Source organism: Spirochaetota bacterium, assembly GCA_038043445.1.
In the GTDB taxonomy this organism is placed as follows: Bacteria; Spirochaetota; Brachyspiria; order Brachyspirales; family JACRPF01; genus JBBTBY01.
The window spans coordinates 12,106-28,204 of record JBBTBY010000167.1 but is presented as its reverse complement, the minus strand read 5'-3'; the positions used below and the strand labels follow the sequence as shown (position 1 = coordinate 28,204).

The 16,099-nt window shown below is 55.8% G+C and carries 12 protein-coding genes; 9 read left to right on the top strand and 3 right to left on the bottom strand.

Annotated elements, in window-relative coordinates; translation table 11 throughout:
- Positions 1–161 precede the first annotated feature (161 nt).
- From AABZ39_20480 to AABZ39_20470, 3 genes are all read left to right on the top strand, one after another.
- Positions 162–983, top strand: a complete 822-nt coding sequence (locus tag AABZ39_20480; protein ID MEK6797163.1) for an AraC family transcriptional regulator — start codon at positions 162–164, stop codon at positions 981–983.
- Between the two features lie 122 nt (positions 984–1,105).
- Complete coding sequence (locus tag AABZ39_20475) at positions 1,106–2,164, top strand: Gfo/Idh/MocA family oxidoreductase (GenBank protein ID MEK6797162.1); 1,059 nt, start codon at positions 1,106–1,108, stop codon at positions 2,162–2,164.
- 28 nt (positions 2,165–2,192) lie between these two features.
- On the top strand, positions 2,193–3,188 hold the full coding sequence (locus tag AABZ39_20470; protein ID MEK6797161.1) for a Gfo/Idh/MocA family oxidoreductase: 996 nt from the start codon (positions 2,193–2,195) through the stop codon (positions 3,186–3,188).
- Positions 3,189–3,191: 3 nt separating this feature from the next.
- Here the strand turns inward: AABZ39_20470 and AABZ39_20465 are convergent, their stop codons facing one another.
- A complete protein-coding gene (locus tag AABZ39_20465; protein ID MEK6797160.1) occupies positions 3,192–3,872 on the bottom strand; it encodes a hypothetical protein in 681 nt (226 codons plus the stop codon).
- A gap of 266 nt (positions 3,873–4,138) precedes the next feature.
- On the opposite strand from AABZ39_20465, the gene aroQ reads away from it, so the two are divergent.
- The 6 genes from aroQ to AABZ39_20435 all read left to right on the top strand — a co-directional run bounded on the left by aroQ (position 4,139) and on the right by AABZ39_20435 (position 10,535).
- On the top strand, positions 4,139–4,573 hold the full coding sequence (aroQ, locus tag AABZ39_20460; protein ID MEK6797159.1) for a type II 3-dehydroquinate dehydratase: 435 nt from the start codon (positions 4,139–4,141) through the stop codon (positions 4,571–4,573).
- Positions 4,570–5,673 carry a hypothetical protein gene (locus tag AABZ39_20455; GenBank protein MEK6797158.1) on the top strand — a complete coding sequence of 368 codons (1,104 nt, stop codon included), beginning with the start codon at positions 4,570–4,572 and terminating at the stop codon, positions 5,671–5,673. The genes aroQ and AABZ39_20455 overlap by 4 nt, the downstream gene beginning before the upstream one ends.
- Before the next feature lie 8 nt (positions 5,674–5,681).
- Complete coding sequence (locus AABZ39_20450) at positions 5,682–6,326, top strand: lactate utilization protein (protein MEK6797157.1); 645 nt, start codon at positions 5,682–5,684, stop codon at positions 6,324–6,326.
- Position 6,327: 1 nt separating this feature from the next.
- On the top strand, positions 6,328–7,047 hold the full coding sequence (gene kdsB, locus AABZ39_20445; GenBank protein MEK6797156.1) for a 3-deoxy-manno-octulosonate cytidylyltransferase: 720 nt from the start codon (positions 6,328–6,330) through the stop codon (positions 7,045–7,047).
- 259 nt (positions 7,048–7,306) lie between these two features.
- Positions 7,307–9,385, top strand: coding sequence for a heavy metal translocating P-type ATPase (locus AABZ39_20440; GenBank protein ID MEK6797155.1), 2,079 nt, complete (start codon positions 7,307–7,309; stop codon positions 9,383–9,385).
- Between the two features lie 85 nt (positions 9,386–9,470).
- Complete coding sequence (locus AABZ39_20435; protein MEK6797154.1) at positions 9,471–10,535, top strand: M23 family metallopeptidase; 1,065 nt, start codon at positions 9,471–9,473, stop codon at positions 10,533–10,535.
- A gap of 6 nt (positions 10,536–10,541) precedes the next feature.
- On the opposite strand, the gene AABZ39_20430 is transcribed toward AABZ39_20435, so the two are convergent.
- Positions 10,542–14,072, bottom strand: coding sequence for a hypothetical protein (locus AABZ39_20430; protein ID MEK6797153.1), 3,531 nt, complete (start codon positions 14,070–14,072; stop codon positions 10,542–10,544).
- A 12-nt stretch (positions 14,073–14,084) separates the two neighbouring features.
- Positions 14,085–16,094 (bottom strand): hypothetical protein, encoded by a 2,010-nt coding sequence (locus AABZ39_20425; protein ID MEK6797152.1) that lies wholly within the window; start codon positions 16,092–16,094, stop codon positions 14,085–14,087.
- Positions 16,095–16,099: the final 5 nt, after the last annotated feature.

The following is a 16,099-nucleotide window of genomic DNA, read 5'->3' as shown; positions in this document are numbered from 1 at the left end:
TAAGGATAAAGAGAAACCACGGAGATCACGGAGAAAAGGCCGAGAAAGAACGGAACCCGAATGCCTGACAGATGTATATGTACCGAGATGATCATCGAGGTGTAATGCGCTGAGTTCCGTGCTTCCTTGAAATCGCATGCTCATGCGGTATACTCTCAGATATGAGAAAAGTCGACCGCCATCGCATCCGCAGGAGCGGCTTCTCGGTCCATGTCCACCATTTCAACGGTGAACGCTTCGGCGAACACTCGCATGAATACCTTGAGATACTCGTCGTCGTCAATGACGGCGGGCGGCATTTCGTCGACGGGGCGGAGCACGCCCTCAAACGCGGGGATATCTATCTGGTAGGGCCCTATCACTCGCATGCGGCGGAGCGCTCGGACAGCGGTAAACCGGATTATTTCAATATCGAGTTCACACCGGACATACTCGGCACCGCGGGGAGCGGGGAGATACTCACGCCGTTCTACGACATGCGGTCGGGGCCGATATCCGTCGGCAGCGATCTTGCACAGTGTGAGACGCTCGCAACGCTCATGCTCCGGGAACTTTCATCGCAGGCGGTGTACCGTGAACAGGTCATAGCGCATCTCCTTTCGGCGCTCCTCATGCTCGTCATACGGCACCGCACGGAAGGGACATCGTTCACGCCGGCCGTGCTCGCATCGCTCATCTACATCAACGACAGGTTCAGGGACGATATCACCAATGAGATGATGGCCGAGGAGGTCGGGCTCTCCCCTGCCCGTCTTTCGCAGGTGTTCAAACACGCCACCGGCATGACGGTAAAGACCATGCTCACGCATCGCCGGCTGACCGAAGCGAAGCAGCTGCTCATCTACACATCGCGCGGCATCATCGATCTCATGCACGATGCGGGATTCAACGACCTGAGCTATTTCAACCGCGTGTTCAAGAAAGCCGCCGGCATGTCCCCGAGCGCATACCGTGAGCGCTTCGGCACCCCCGAAGACCCCTAAATCTAGTCCATAGGGATTTGTTATCCGTCCAAGCCCTTGGAAGCCGCGGTATTACCTTAAGCGCATCACAATAACCTATGGCCACTCCGGGTACAAGCGGCGTGGGAACAAGGAGATAACACATGGGAAAAGAACTGAAGGTCGGATTCATCGGTGCGGGCGGCATTGCCCACACGCACGCGAAGAACCTCAAGAAGGTGGAAGGCGTCGAGCTCGTCTCTGCGGCGGACGTGAGCGACAAGGGGCTCGAGAAATTCGTGGCCGATCAGGGCGTACAGCGGACATACAAAGATTACAGGGAAATGCTCGCAAAGGAAAAAGGGAAGATCGATGCCGTCTGCGTCTGCACCCCGAACGGTCTTCATGCGGAGAACACCATTGCCGCGCTCGAAGCGGGAATGCATGTGATAGTAGAAAAGCCGATGGGCATGAACAATCGTGAATGCAAGGACATGATCGATGCGGCGAAGAAAGCGAAAAAGCATCTCGTCGTCGGATTCCAATGGCGTTTTCACCCGAAAGCGGTGCTCCTCAAGAAACAGGCGGACGACGGCGTGTTCGGGAAGATACTCTTCGTACGCGTGCAGGCGCTCCGCCGACGCGGCATCCCCAACTGGGGCGTGTTCGGCAGAAAGGACCTTCAGGGCGGCGGACCGATGATAGACATCGGCGTGCACGCCTGCGAGATGGCGCATTATGTCATGGGGTGTCCGAAGCCGGTGGCGGCGAGCGGTAAGACGTGGACATATCTCGGCAACAAGCCGATGGAAGCGCTCGGCATGTGGCCGAACTGGGACCACAAGACGTATACGGTGGAAGATCTCGCCGTCGGCATGGTGCGTTTCGATAACGGCGCCATGATGTCGGTGGAGGCATCGTTCGCGGCGCATATCGAAAAGGATATCTTCTCATTCCAGATAATGGGCGAGAAAGGCGGCGGCACGTTCGAACCGCTCGCGGTGTTCAAGGACGAACACGGTTATATGTGGAATGAAACGCCGGGCTTCGTCCCCAACGACGACAATTTCGCATATAAGATGAAGCACTTCGTCGAGGTATGCCGCGGCGAGCGCGAGAGCGCATCGACCGGCGAGCACGGGCGCATGGTGCAGCAGATACTCGACGGCATCTACGCGAGCTCGGAAAAAGGCCGCGAGGTAACGATAGAAGAGCTCGCATAGCGCTTCACATCACCAAAAGGACACAACCATGAAACACATCGCCCTTATCGGATGTGCGCACATACACACGCCGAATTTCGTCAAAAAACTCGCCTCCCGCACCGATGTCCGTGTCGATATGGTGTGGGACCACGACGCCGAGCGCGCGAAGAAAAATGCAGAACAGCTCCCGCACTCGCGTGTCATCGCGGCAATGGACGAAGCGTTCGATGACAAAAGCATCGATGCTGTCGTCATCTGCTCGGAGACCGACCGACATAGCGACCTTGTTGTCGGCGCGGCTGAAGCAAAAAAGTACATGTTCGTGGAAAAGCCGCTCGGCATCGGCGCAAAAGATGCATACCGCATGGCATCCGCTATCGAGAAAGCCGGCGTGATGTTCCAGACGGGATATTTCATGCGCGGAAGTTCCATACATCAATTCCTCCGCAAAGCGATAGCCGATGGGAAGTTCGGCAAGATAACCCGCATTCGGCACACGAACTGCCACCAAGGATCGCTCAAGGGCTGGTTCGACACCGAATGGCGCTGGATGGCCGATATCAGGCAGGCAGGATGCGGTGCGTTCGGCGACCTTGGCACGCATTCACTCGACATTCTCCTCTGGCTCATGGGCGAAGCGGCGTCGGTCACCGCGAATGTCCATGTGGCGACATCACGCTACGGCAATACGGATGAATACGGTGAAGGGCTTGTCGAATTCAAGAGCGGCGCTGTCGGATCGCTTGCCGGCGGATGGGTGGATATCGCACATCCGGTAAGCGTTATCGTGAGCGGTACGGAAGGCCATGCCTATGTCGCGAACGGGCAGCTCTTTGTACAGGGAGAGAGATTCGGCTCTGACGGGAAAAACCCATTGACCGAGCTCCCGCCCGCGCTGCCGCATGCATTCGACCTTTTCCTCGATGCGGTGACCGGCGCGAAATGCGAACTTGTCGGTGCACGCGAGGCGGCATACCGAAGCGCGGTAATGGAAGCGATGTACGATTCCGCCCGGACAAAAAAATGGGTATCGCCGAAGTAACGGCTATCTGATAACTTTTTCGGAAACGAGCTCGACGACGGCGGTCGGCGACCCCGGAGGGCCCATCTCGCCTTTGAAGCGGATGTACTCGAGATCGGAGGCGCGGAACCAGTAATCGGAACCGCCCCAGAATATCGAAAGGAAACCGGCGAGCCCGCCGTGCACCTTGACGGCATCGACCTTTTTCCCGGCGATGTTCACCGTTTCGCGCGCAATGAGCTTCACCTCCATTTCGAAAAGGTCGCCGGTGTCGGGGCGCACCGTGTAAAATTGCATGACATTGGTGCCGAGCGCGAGCATTCTCCTCGCCGCCTGTTCGAAACCGGGATAATACACGCCGTTCTTCGGCATGACGATATCCTTCTCTATCGGGGCATTGCTGCGCAGTTTCGCGCCGAAGCGGAGCAGTGCGCCCTCGTTCGTGGTGCGGATATAGTTGCCGTTCGTGCGGTTCACGAAGCCCCAGTAGCGCGTGTTGATATTGGTATCGAATACCATCACGTACTGCATGGAATCGTTCGTAAGCCCGTACATGACAAGGCCTTTCTCATGGTCGATGGTCTGCAGGTATACGTTGGTGGTCGTATTCGTGGAATACACTGCATAGGAGAGTTCGCGGACGGACGTTCGGGCAAATATCGATAGTGGGATAACTATGGCAAGCGCAAACACCATGATCTTCATTGCACATCACCTCACTCAGGTCGACGCACATGATATAGAGAAATTCATATCATGTCCAGCGATGTGCGCCAATAAAAACCGTGATATGCACGAACAGCGGGTTGCAACCCGCTGTTCCCTGCTCGTTAGAATTCACCATATCTATCACACATCCGCTCCGTACATTCACCGCCTGTAAAGCATGAACTCATCGGCCGGTCATCCCTTTTTTCATTAATGTTCTTCCCGGAAATACCGTTACTTATAGTAAAAACCATGGAAATAACATGCATATAGCGGTCATACAGGGTCCGAACATCAACATGCTGGGAACGCGGGAAGCCGACGTCTACGGCACCGCCACTATGGGATCGATACACGAACAGATGCGTGCGGATGCGGGAACGGGCCATACGATAGCGTTCTTCCAATCGAACAGCGAAGGCGACATCGTCACTGCGATACAGAATTTACGCGGCAAAACCGATTGGCTCATCATCAACCCGGCGGCATATACGCACACATCGGTAGCGATACGCGATGCGATACTCGCCGTAAAGATACCCGTCATCGAAGTGCATCTTTCGAACATATTCAAACGCGAGGAATTCCGCCACCGCTCATTCGTTTCCGATATCGCCGAGGGCATACTCAGCGGCTTCGGCGCGGACGGATATCGCATGGCATTATCGTATATTCTCTCCCGGGGAGGCCGGTCATGATACGACATCTCGCCACGTTCATCGGCATTGCGATGCTCTGCTCCGCCGGCAGCACATCGGACCTCGTGAAGGCGCAGACCGATCTCGCAAAGCGGCTCTTCGCGGACGGCCGCTACCGCGAATCGCTCACCGAGTACGATGCGCTCACGCGCGTCATCGACGGCCCGGAGCTCTATCTCGCCGAATTCGGCAAGGCCAATTCGTATTTCTATCTCGGCGACTATCAGAACGCCCGTGATGAATACGCCCGTGTCTATTCCAATAACTACGCGACCTATGAGTTCAAGCTGCGCTCCGCGTACAATCTCGTCATGACCGCGCACGCCATGCACGACGCACCCGGCACCGACACCTGGGGGGATATCTTCCTCCGCTATTACGGGAACACGCCGTATGCGCACTATGTGTCCTTCTACAAAGGCAATGTCTACTTCGAGACCGAGAAGTATGCCCCGGCACGGACGCGATTCCTTGAATTCCTCAGGCTCTATCCCGCCAACGACAGGACCAACGAAGCGAACTGGAAGCTCATGGTCATCGACTATCTTGAAAAGCGCGAGCAGCTTCTCAAGCTCGCCGAAGAGATAAAGATTCTGCAGAAGCAGGTAGAGGAAAAAGAGAAAGAGGTCATCAGGCGCGAGAAGGAAGTGGAAGCGAAGAAGAAACAGCTCGATGAATTCGAGAAACAGCTCAATGCCCGGAGCAAACAGCTCGACGATCGCGAGAAGCAGCTCAACACCCGCGAAGCCGATCTCAAGGCGTACGAGAAGAAGCTCAACGATCAGCGCGCCGAGCTCAAGAAACTTGAGGATATGCTCAACGGCAAGAAGACGCTCCTCGATGAGAAGGAAAAAGCGCTCAAGGAAGCCGAACGCATCCTCGTCGAACGCGAGAAGAAATTCCAGGATGCCGTGAGCAAAGCGCTCTCCGCAGCCCCCACCACCACGACAACGACGACCGCGACAACGAACGTGCAGAAGACGACGGTAACGCCCGTAACAACGACGCTCAAACCGGTGACCAATACGACAACGACAACCACCACAACGACGAAACCGGCGACCAACGCGGCGAAGAAGCCGATACTCGACGACTGGTAGGAACGCCCATGGCGAACGAACAGGACATGTATGACGAGCTCGTCGTCAAGAATCTCTCTGCGGCGTTCACGAGGAATCAGTTCGATTTCACCGCGGTGAACACAAAGGAAGACGCGTTCGCGTTCCTCAAAGAGCGTCTCACCCGCGAATTGAAGATCGGCTTCGGCGGTTCGCGCACGCTCGAAGAGATAGGCATCATCGATTATCTCGTCAACGGCGAATACCCCCATCTGCTCAACCGCGTAAAAAAGGGAATAACCCCCGATGAAAAAGCACGGGTAGAGAGAGAGACATTCTCCGCCGACGTGTATCTTTCCGGCACGAACGCGCTTACCATGGACGGCCATCTCGTCAATCTCGACAAGAACGGCAACCGCGTAGCGGCGATGATGTTCGGCCCCCGGCAAGTCTATATCGTCGCCGGCGTCAACAAGATATGCCGCACTGAGGACGAAGCACGGGCGCGAACGAAAGTTCCCGCCGCGGTGATGAACAATATCCGCTTCAAGAACGATACCCCCTGCGTGGAAACCCTCACCTGCGTCGACTGCAGTCATAAGAACCGGCTCTGCTACTACACGAGCATCATTCACCGCTCATGGCCGATAAAACGCATACACGTCGTTCTTGTCGCCGAACGGCTCGGGTTCTGACATGAACACCTGTGCGCTCATACCCGCGCGCTACAAATCGGTACGGCTCCCGGGAAAAATGCTCCGCGAGATAAAAGGACGCCCGCTCATCTCCTACGCGTACGAGAACGCGCGAAGAACGCGCGGCATATCGCAATGCTTCGTCTGCTGTGACGACGAGAGGATAGCGGATGCATGCAGGAAGCATTCCATCGCGTATGTAATGACATCACCCGATCACACCTCGGGCACGTCGCGCATCGCCGAGGCAGCGGAGAAGCTCGATGCCGATGTCATCATCAATGTGCAGGGGGATGAGCCGCTCATCGGCGAGAAGATACTCTCCCCGCTCATCGACTGCTTCTCCGACACTGCCACCGATATCGCCACCGTCGTGAAACGCACCGCCGAAGCGCATGAGATACACAATGAGAACGTCGTGAAAGCGGTCATCGATGCGAAGGGCTTTGCCATGTACTTCTCGCGGGCGGCCATCCCCCATCGCAGGAAGGATGTCACGCGGACGCCCGTGTTCTTCAAGCATATCGGCGTCTATGCCTACCGGCGAAGCGCGCTCCTCGACATCGTGAAACTCCCGCCCTGTGAATACGAATCGATAGAAATGCTCGAACAATTACGCTGGCTCTACGCGGGTTATCGCATCAAGACGATAGAAACAGCGGAAACACTCATCGGTGTGGACACGGAAGAAGAACTCGCCCTCGCCGCAGCGCTGCTATAACCATCCCGAATTATCACGTAAGATAAAGAAAACCACTGAGAACACCGGCGAGGTCGAAGAGAAAATGCCGAAAGGAAACGGAGAGAGAGAAAAAAGAATTACCTGTCGGGTGAAAACCAATACCCGTTGTTTCTCTGTGTTCTCCTCTTTTACTCTGTGCATCTCTGTGGTTGCATTTCTCTTATGTGATGAATTCGGGACCCTGCGTCATTTGACAAACATCGGACAAACCATATATTGTTACTGAAGGATCCTGCCGATGAAAGTGTACAACCTCGCCAACCTCGACTGCGCCACGTGCGCTCTCAAGATTGAGGACGGCCTGCGCACGCTCGATTCGGTAAAAGCGGTGTCGGTGAATTTCGCAACGCTCTCCCTGCATATCGACAGCACGGATATCGACGAAGCGAAGGCGTTCATCAAGCGCATCGAACCCGATGTCGTCGTATCGGAGGCGAAACTGCCCGAGCACACCGATGCGTCACAGATACGAAGAGAACTCCTCTTCATCGCTCCCGCGGCCGCCCTGCTCGCTGCAGCGCTCATTATCGAACGATACATCACGCTCCCCTACCCGCTCCTGCGTTATTGTATCATTATCCCCGCATATCTCCTCGCCGGCTGGCGTGTGCTCCTGACCGCCGGCAGGAACATCGTACGCGGCAGCATCTTCGATGAGAACTTCCTCATGGGCATTGCGACCATCGGCGCGCTCATCATCGGCGAGACGGAAGAAGCGGTCGGCGTCATGCTCTTCTACCGCGTCGGCGAGATGTTCGAGAGCATAGCCGTGGCGCGCTCGCGCCGCTCGATACGATCGCTCCTTGCCGTGCGTTCCGAATGCGCCACGCTCATCACCGGCACCCATGCCATCAGCGTTCATCCGAGCAAGGTACATGTCGGCGATACGATACGCGTGAAGCCGGGCGAGAAAGTCCCCCTCGACGGCGTGATCATCGACGGGACGAGCGAGCTCAACACCGCAGCCCTCACCGGCGAGTCCGAACCGCGAAGCGCACGCATCGGCGACAGCGTACTTTCCGGAATGATAAACGGCAGCGCCACGATAACCGTGCAGGTGACGAACACCTTCGAGAATTCGGCGGCATCGCGTATCGTCGCCCTCGTGGAGAACGCGCTCTCGCGGAAAGCGAACGCTGAGAAATTCATCACCCGTTTCGCGCATGTGTACACACCCATCGTCGTCATCGCCGCCGTGCTCCTTGCCGTGATACCGCCCCTCTTCATCACCGGTATCGTCACATTCCCGGCATGGATTTATCGCGCGCTCACGCTCCTCGTGATATCCTGTCCCTGTGCATTCGTAATAAGCATCCCGCTCTCGTACTTCGCCGGCATCGGTGCCGCCGCAAAACAAGGCGTGCTCGTCAAGGGCTCGAACTTCATCGATGTGCTCTCGAAACTCAGGACCGTCGTCTTCGATAAGACCGGTACGCTCACGAAAGGTGTTTTCGCGGTCCGTTCCATCGTCCCTTCCGACGGCATGACGCCGGAGGGATTGCTTTCCATCGCCGCAGCCGCGGAATCGCATTCGAACCACCCCATCGCACGCTCGATACTCGAGCGCTACGGCGCCGTCGATGAGCACATCACGGATCATCGGGAGCACCCCGGCTTCGGCATCATCGCCGCCGTCAACGGGAAACGCGTCATCGCCGGCAATGACCGGCTCCTCCACCGCGAAGGCATCGAGCATCCGGAGCCGGACGATACGGGCACGATAGTCCACATCGCCGTCGACGGCCGCTATGCCGGACATATCATCATCGCGGATGTGATAAAGGAGAACGCAAGAGCTGCCGTGGACGGGCTTACGGCGCGCGGTATAACGAGTATCATGCTCACCGGCGATTCCGCGCATGCGGCAGCCTACGTCGCGAAATATCTCGGCATTGACACCTGTCACGCAGAACTTCTCCCGGACCAGAAGGTCGCACGCCTCGAGGATATCATGAAAGATGCAAAACACCGGCCGACCGCGTTCGTCGGTGACGGCATCAATGACGCGCCGGTCATTGCGCGCGCGGATGCGGGGCTTGCCATGGGTTTCGGCACGGACGCCGCCATCGAGGTCGCCGATGTCGTGCTCATGTCGCATTCACCCGATGCCGTTCTCACCGCAGTGGACATATCCCGCCGCACGCAGGCCATAGTGCGCCAGAACGTCGGCATCGCCTTCGGCATCAAGATCGCGTTCATCGCGCTCGGCGCCGTCGGGCTTATGACGATGTGGGGGGCTGTCTTCGCCGACATAGGCGTTGCGCTTATCGCGATACTCAATGCCACGCGGGTGTTACGGACACGTACAACCCGATAATTATCGTTGTTTTGGAATAAAATTCATCAAGTCGACCTCGAATTCTCACGATAATGATGATGAAGTATAGATACAAGGCGCTTGCATGAGACTGCGATATCTTCTCGCCAAGATCAATTATATCGTCGAATACACGGTCATTAAGATACAATACTCGCTGCGCTACCGAAAATACCGGATGGAGACGCGCAATCGTATCCATGGGAGTTTCCCCTCTCCGGTAAGAAAGCTCCTCATCATAACCGGGATACTCGGCTTGACCGCGGTCCTGCTGTTCTCGTTCTTCCCCTACAGCGGTTCACGCACAGAAGATACAACCGCTCGATCGACAGAAAGCCATTATAAAACGCAGGAAGGCACAACGGTCAAAGCGGACGATATCGGTGATCTCGGCGTGGAAAAAAAAGCCGAACGGTCACGCCCGCGGGTAGAATTCGGTGCATACACCGTACGAAAGGGTGATACACTTTGGGGCATAGCCAAAGAACACGATATCTCCATCGATACCCTCGTGAGCGCCAATGAGATAAAGGACCTTGCCACGCTTTCCGTTGGCAAAGACCTCCGCATACCGACCCTCGACGGGATAAGCTATCGTGTGCGGGCGAACGATACGCTCTCGCGCATATCGCTCGCGTACGGAGTTGCGATCAGCGCGATAACCGAATTCAATGAACTGTCCAGTGACCTGCTGGATGAAGGACAGACGCTGTTCCTTCCGGGCGCAAAGCTCTCCGCGGCGGAACGCAATCGCTTATTCGGCGTCGATCTCATGAACCCGGTACCGGGACGGCTCACCTCTCGCTACGGCATACGGGCGCATCCCTTCCTCGGCTACCGCATGTTCCATTCCGGCGTCGATGTTGGCTACAACAGCGGCTATTCGGTGCGGGCAGCACAGAGCGGGACGGTGTCCATCGCGGGTGAATACGGCGGCTTCGGGAACTATGTGAGCATCAATCATAAAAGCGGGTTCGTCACCGGATACGGCCATCTCTCTTCCGTGATCGTCACAAGCGGTCAATATGTCAAAAAAGGCCAGGTGCTCGGCTATGTCGGCAGTACCGGGATATCGACGGGGCCGCATCTTCACTTCGAAGTGCTCTATCGCGGCAAATATGTCAATCCGCTCTCATACGTTCACTACTGACCGTACTTAGAACCCCATCATCTTTATCGTCGCCGAGAGCGCGTGGCGGTGACCGAGACCGCTGAACGCGAGCCCGAACAGATCGCCCGGCATGAACGCATAATCGATGCCGAGATTGACCTTTAGGAACGAGATGCGCAGCGGGAAAGCGATGCCGCCGCCGAACGCGAGCGTGTGCTCATAGGGAAAATTTTCGCCGCCCTTCATGGTCAGCTGATATCCGGCACGCACATTGAACATGCTGAAGAACTGATACTTCATGCCGATATGCCCGCCGAACGCAAGATCGCGCACGTTCCCGGTAACGCCAATCCCGAAGGTGAGGTCATCGATGGGCCGTATCGCGAATTCCCCGTGCACGGTTATCGGCTGCATGGATGACTCGCCGACAAATCCGCTCCCGCTGTACGTGAGCGGCAGTCCGAGATGGGATACCATGACGCTTGCGAAAAGGTTCGAGCGGGTACGGAGATAATTCTCGTTCTTCTCGAGCATGCGGTCCTCATAGAGCTCATTCACCTGCTCGATGGCCTTTTCCTTCGCATCACGGGCATCATGGTACGCGCGGATAAGCGCGGTAAGCTGCGTATCATCGTTCTTCGCTGTCGCTTTCGCATATTCCTCATCGATGACGGCACGCAGCGAAACGTTCGCTGTTTCAAGCTTCTGCTTCTCCGCCGCCGGCGGTATATTCCGGAGCTTGTCATCGTTGGCCGCGATACGCTTATAGGATTCCGCGACGGGCTGTATCTTCTTTACCGCATAGTCCCTGAGCTCCGTCTCGGCCTTCTCCACTGATATCGAATAGGTCGCCGCTGTTTCAACGAGTTTTTTCTCCCGTTCGCGGCGTATCCTCTCTATCGCTATGAATTCCTGCTCGCGCTTAATGCCGGCATCGAGCTCTTCCATGACCTCGGAGAACTGGCTCTTGCGTTTATTGATGCTTTCCGCGCGTATGGCGAACACGGCGTTCGCATCGCCCTTATACCGGACTTCCTTGAGCTTCATGACCGTATCCGTCTTGACCGCAAAACGGCGTTCCGCATACGCACGCTCGAACGCGTTCTGCTCGTTCTTTACGGCTTCGAGCGCAGCAAGCGTACGCTCATTCGCCGCATTGCGAACGAGCTCTTCCTGCGTCTGTACCTTCTTTATCATGCTGAGGTTCTCGCGGGCGTATTCGGACTCGATAGCGTTGAGCTTCCTGTCCTGCTGCGAAAAGAGCGCGGATTCCTCGGTATTCGTCAATCCGAGGGATATGAATTTCTCCTTGATCGTATCGAGCGTTCCGGCGACCGTTTCCGCCTTGCCGAACACCATGTCCTTATCGAGCGCATCAAAGCGCTGTTTCGCCGCCACTATCTCCCTGTCGACGTTCGTCTGTGCAGCGCCGTATTTCGCAAGTGCTCCGGTATACTGCCGGTAAAGCTCGTCCTTGTCCTCCGCGTCACCGAGCAGCTTGGCGAATTTATCCCTCACAAAACCGAGCTTCTGTATGACCGTGTTCTTTTTCGCAAGGAGGGCATCGATCTCCACCTGCACCGCGTCCTTTTTGCTCGCGATATCGACGGCGAGGAGGTCGAGCTTATTTATCTCCTCGATCTCCGCCCCTTCCCATATGCTCTCGCGTATCTGCGCGCGCACCTCATCGCTCGCTACCTTCTGCCGGAATTCCTTTACCAGGGAGGCACGCTCGCGCTCCTCCTCTTCCTCAAGCTCGTTTATCTTTCGCTGGCTTGCGATGACCTGCCCGTCAAGCGATACCCGAAGCTCTTCGATCTGTTTCTTGAGATTATCGATCTCGCGGTTGAATGTACCGGCACTGCGTTCGAGGTCCTCTACCTTTGCACGGTCGGCATCCGGTATCGTTCTCTTCTCGGTAAGGAATTCTATCGGTATGGCCACGAACACGGCCGTGTTCTGTTCGTTGAGCGCTTCGGTCATGGCCCCTGCGGATGCGGTAAGCCCTTCGACCGATGTGCGCAGCCGTTCATACACCGGGGCTGCCTTCGCTGCATCCTTCACCGCGGCATCGTATTTCTTCTGCATCGCCTTGACATCAGCCGGGTTCACATCGTTCGTTTTTTCCGAAAGCTGTTGAAGCTCGTTGGACAGCGTCTGTACGGCCGCGCCCGCCGCCGCATTGTTCGATGTCGCCGTCTGCAGTTTCGCCTGTTCGGACTGAAGGAGCGCGTTCGTTCTCGCCAGCGCATCCGCCAGCGCCGCGCGCGTCACGAGGAGGGACTGCACGTTCTTGAGCATGGCAACGCGCGCTATCAGTTCTTCGGCGCTCTCCGTGCGCGGTTCGTTCGTCGATCGGTCGCGCTTCTTCGCCGCGATCTCTATCTTCCTGTTCGCATCGGCTATCGCTTTCCCGATATCGGCGGGGGCGGCGAAGCGGTCGGTCTCATACTTGAGCGAACGCATATCGGCGATACGCTTCTCGTATTCATCGGTCACCCGTTTCTTCTGCGCGTCGATGTCCGCAACGCGGCGGTCCACATCGTACTGCACACGTACCATGACATCGATGTTCTCCGCAACACGCTTGCGTATGCGGCGGTTGAGTTTCTTGAGCACCAGGTTCTTCTGGAACTCGAGCTTTTCACCCTCGTTCATGTACCGCATCTGCTTTTCGGCGAGATAGGTCTCCATCCGGTCCGCATAATGATCGGTGAGCGCATCCGCTTCCTTGCGGTAGCGATCGTTCTCCGCATCCTCGTTCTTCCTGAGCTCGGGGTCGACACGGAGGCGGCTCGCCTTCGCCGCTTTCAATTCCTGATCATTGCGCTGCACGCGCTCTTCCTGTTCTTTATTCTTCACCGACGATGCGGTGAGCGTTATCGCGTTCGACGACAAGGTGCGTATCGAATTATCGAGCTGTTCCTTACGCATCGCCGCATCGGTGCGAATACGCAGTATCGCGGCACGGTGACGCCGGTCGACCTCGGCGCGATCGACCTCTTCCTTCGCGGCGATATCGTCCTTGCCGATGAGCCGTCCGCTCGAGAGATCGAACAACCGCGTCTGGTACATGAAGCCGATATCCGCACTGAGCGTCCAGGCGGAATAGGTATCGATGACGGAATTGAAATAGTGCAGCCGTCCGCCGACGGAGAATCCCTTCGCTATCGGCATCGCATAACCGACATTCACACCGAGATCATAGAGCGTAATGCTCCCGCTGTTCACGACAACGCCTTCGCTCACCGTATTGATAGCGATGGGCGGTATGCCGTTATACTTGAACCCGACACTGAACGCGCCGAAATCGAAGGGCATGCCCACGTTCACTTCCGAATACGTCATATCCGCATAATAGAGCTGATGCGTGCCGTACATCTCTATCGTCTTTATCTGCGACAACCCCGCGATATTGTAATCGATGACGTCAAGGTCGTTCCCGAAGCCGGTATAGAGCCCGCCGAGGGTTATTCCCTTCGCGCTGGTCGGTCGATAGATGACAAGGTCCGACTGCGCAAAAACGCTTGCGCTCATCGTCAGTGCGCAGCATCCGAGGATAATCGTCCGTATCATATCATTGCTCCTTTACCGTACTATGACCACTTTTTTCGTGGTCGGCGGAAGTATGTTCTGTTTCGCGGAATTCTCCGGCTGTATGCGGATGAGATACAGGCCCGCTGACACCTGCTTCCCGGCCGTATTCTTAAGGTCCCACGGCAGGAGTGAGGTGAACCCGGTGACAAGGTTCTGCGGGGCGAATTCCTTCACCCGTCTGCCGCTCGAATCATACACGGTGACGATGACCGGTATCGTCTCGGTATTCTTATTCTGGCCGAATATCTCGACAAAGCGGATCGGATTGCCGGGAGTTATATAATTATTACCGAGCGATAGCGCCGTCTCGTCGCCGTTGAGTGTTATTTTCACATTGAAATTCGTCGTGATGTTCGTGTTCGTGACGAGCGTGAATGTCATCACAAAATCCCCGGGGTCGCGCACGTACGGACCGACAACGGTCGAACCCTGATGGCGTCCGTTGGAGAACATGGCACCGCCCATAACGGTAAAATTCGTGTACACGGCATTATCCGCACGGTATTTCATGGACAAGGTGAACGCCCCGTTGAACCAGGTGACCTCGTTCGTATATTGATCATACAGCGTAAGCCGCAATTTCATCGGCGCGCGCGCTCCATAGGAATCGACCACCGTCGGCACCATGAACACCGGGTCATCCGCAAGTACGTTCAGCAGAAAGTCTGATTTTATCTCATTTGTCGGGTCGACCACGGAGAAGGTGAATGCACCGGCATTGTAGAATATGAAATTCGACCCGGAAATATTCGTCGCGCAGTGATTGGTTGAATCGGCGAATTTATAAAAATCAGCACCGTTCGTATTCGGCATATGCGGAAGCGTGTTCGTATCGGCGTCATAGGGCATGTTGTACCAGCGTTTGGGGTCATCGCATGAAAAATAGATGCGATTCGTGAAATTCGTATATGCATTCCCCGCCGCATCGCGCGGATAGACGTAGAGAAAATTGATACCGCTGTTCGATAGGGGCTTTCCCGCCCGTACCGAGTAGCCGTAGAGGTTCACACCGCTCTGGTCCTTCACATCAAAGTGATGTATGTCCGGCTGAACGACTATCGTCGCCGATGTCGCCGCGGTCACACCGGTAAGCCCGTCAACCGCTATTATCTGATACAGACCGGCATTGTTTATCGTACATTCCCCGGCATAGGTATTGGTAATGCCGGCAGTGAAGTTCGCCCTGCTGCCGGAAGGATTTAAAACGGTTCCCATGCCGGCAGCCCATGGTGTCGGCGCCACATTCGTGAGAATGAAATATATCTGTGCGGTTCGGGTAAAATCCACATCCCAATTCCCGTAGTCATCGACCGCTATCAGGCTTACCGGGAACGCCACCGTTTTTGTTGCTACCGCCGGCACCGATGTCACCAGGAGTTTTGTCGCATTGATATCGGTCTTGAACGCACCCGCGCCGGACAATCCCTGGGCCAATCCCCCCGCGATATAAAAATCATGCCCTGCATAGTTGAATATGGATGAACCAGGAATTGTAACAGAGAACGTGGTATTATCCGGAAAATTGGTCTGCATATCGACGGTCATGTAATAATATACCGTCTGCCCGTTCGTGATATAGGTATAGAGGTCCGGCCCCATGTAACAATAGTTATCAGCACCGAAATTGTTCGGGGAAAGGTCCCCTCCGAACGTATACGGCGAACTCGGACTCGTAGGATTGCCGGTCTTTGCTTCGACAGCAGTTGCAGGAGTATAGGTCGCGTTCGAACTGTAGTAGAAATGCACCGCCTTGAAACTGGAACTGGCAAGTCCTGCTTTCAGGAAATCTATGGAATATGTTCTTGGAAAATAGTTTATCCCATCATTCGACTGTCCGGCGGCATTTGCCGCTTTACAGGTGAATACCAATATATTCGTATCCCCGGGTCTGATGTTCGTGTTGCCGGCTATATTCCCGTTCGCACTATACCCGATCCAATACATGATCCCGTTCAACGGGAGAACGGCGGCAATGAAACAGATTATTTTTACCAGCTTCATATTCG

Excerpts from the sequence above, each read along its gene's own strand:
- AABZ39_20470 (MEK6797161.1), top strand. The coding sequence starts at position 2,193 with ATGAAACACATCGCCCTTATCGGATGTGCGCACATACACACGCCGAAT.
- kdsB (MEK6797156.1), top strand. The coding sequence starts at position 6,328 with ATGAACACCTGTGCGCTCATACCCGCGCGCTACAAATCGGTACGGCTC.
- AABZ39_20480 (MEK6797163.1), top strand. The coding sequence starts at position 162 with ATGAGAAAAGTCGACCGCCATCGCATCCGCAGGAGCGGCTTCTCGGTC.
- AABZ39_20465 (MEK6797160.1), bottom strand. The coding sequence starts at position 3,872 with ATGAAGATCATGGTGTTTGCGCTTGCCATAGTTATCCCACTATCGATA.
- AABZ39_20430 (MEK6797153.1), bottom strand. The coding sequence starts at position 14,072 with ATGATACGGACGATTATCCTCGGATGCTGCGCACTGACGATGAGCGCA.
- AABZ39_20425 (MEK6797152.1), bottom strand. The coding sequence starts at position 16,094 with ATGAAGCTGGTAAAAATAATCTGTTTCATTGCCGCCGTTCTCCCGTTG.
- AABZ39_20450 (MEK6797157.1), top strand. The coding sequence starts at position 5,682 with ATGGCGAACGAACAGGACATGTATGACGAGCTCGTCGTCAAGAATCTC.
- AABZ39_20475 (MEK6797162.1), top strand. The coding sequence starts at position 1,106 with ATGGGAAAAGAACTGAAGGTCGGATTCATCGGTGCGGGCGGCATTGCC.
- aroQ (MEK6797159.1), top strand. The coding sequence starts at position 4,139 with ATGCATATAGCGGTCATACAGGGTCCGAACATCAACATGCTGGGAACG.
- AABZ39_20440 (MEK6797155.1), top strand. The coding sequence starts at position 7,307 with ATGAAAGTGTACAACCTCGCCAACCTCGACTGCGCCACGTGCGCTCTC.
- AABZ39_20435 (MEK6797154.1), top strand. The coding sequence starts at position 9,471 with ATGAGACTGCGATATCTTCTCGCCAAGATCAATTATATCGTCGAATAC.
- AABZ39_20455 (MEK6797158.1), top strand. The coding sequence starts at position 4,570 with ATGATACGACATCTCGCCACGTTCATCGGCATTGCGATGCTCTGCTCC.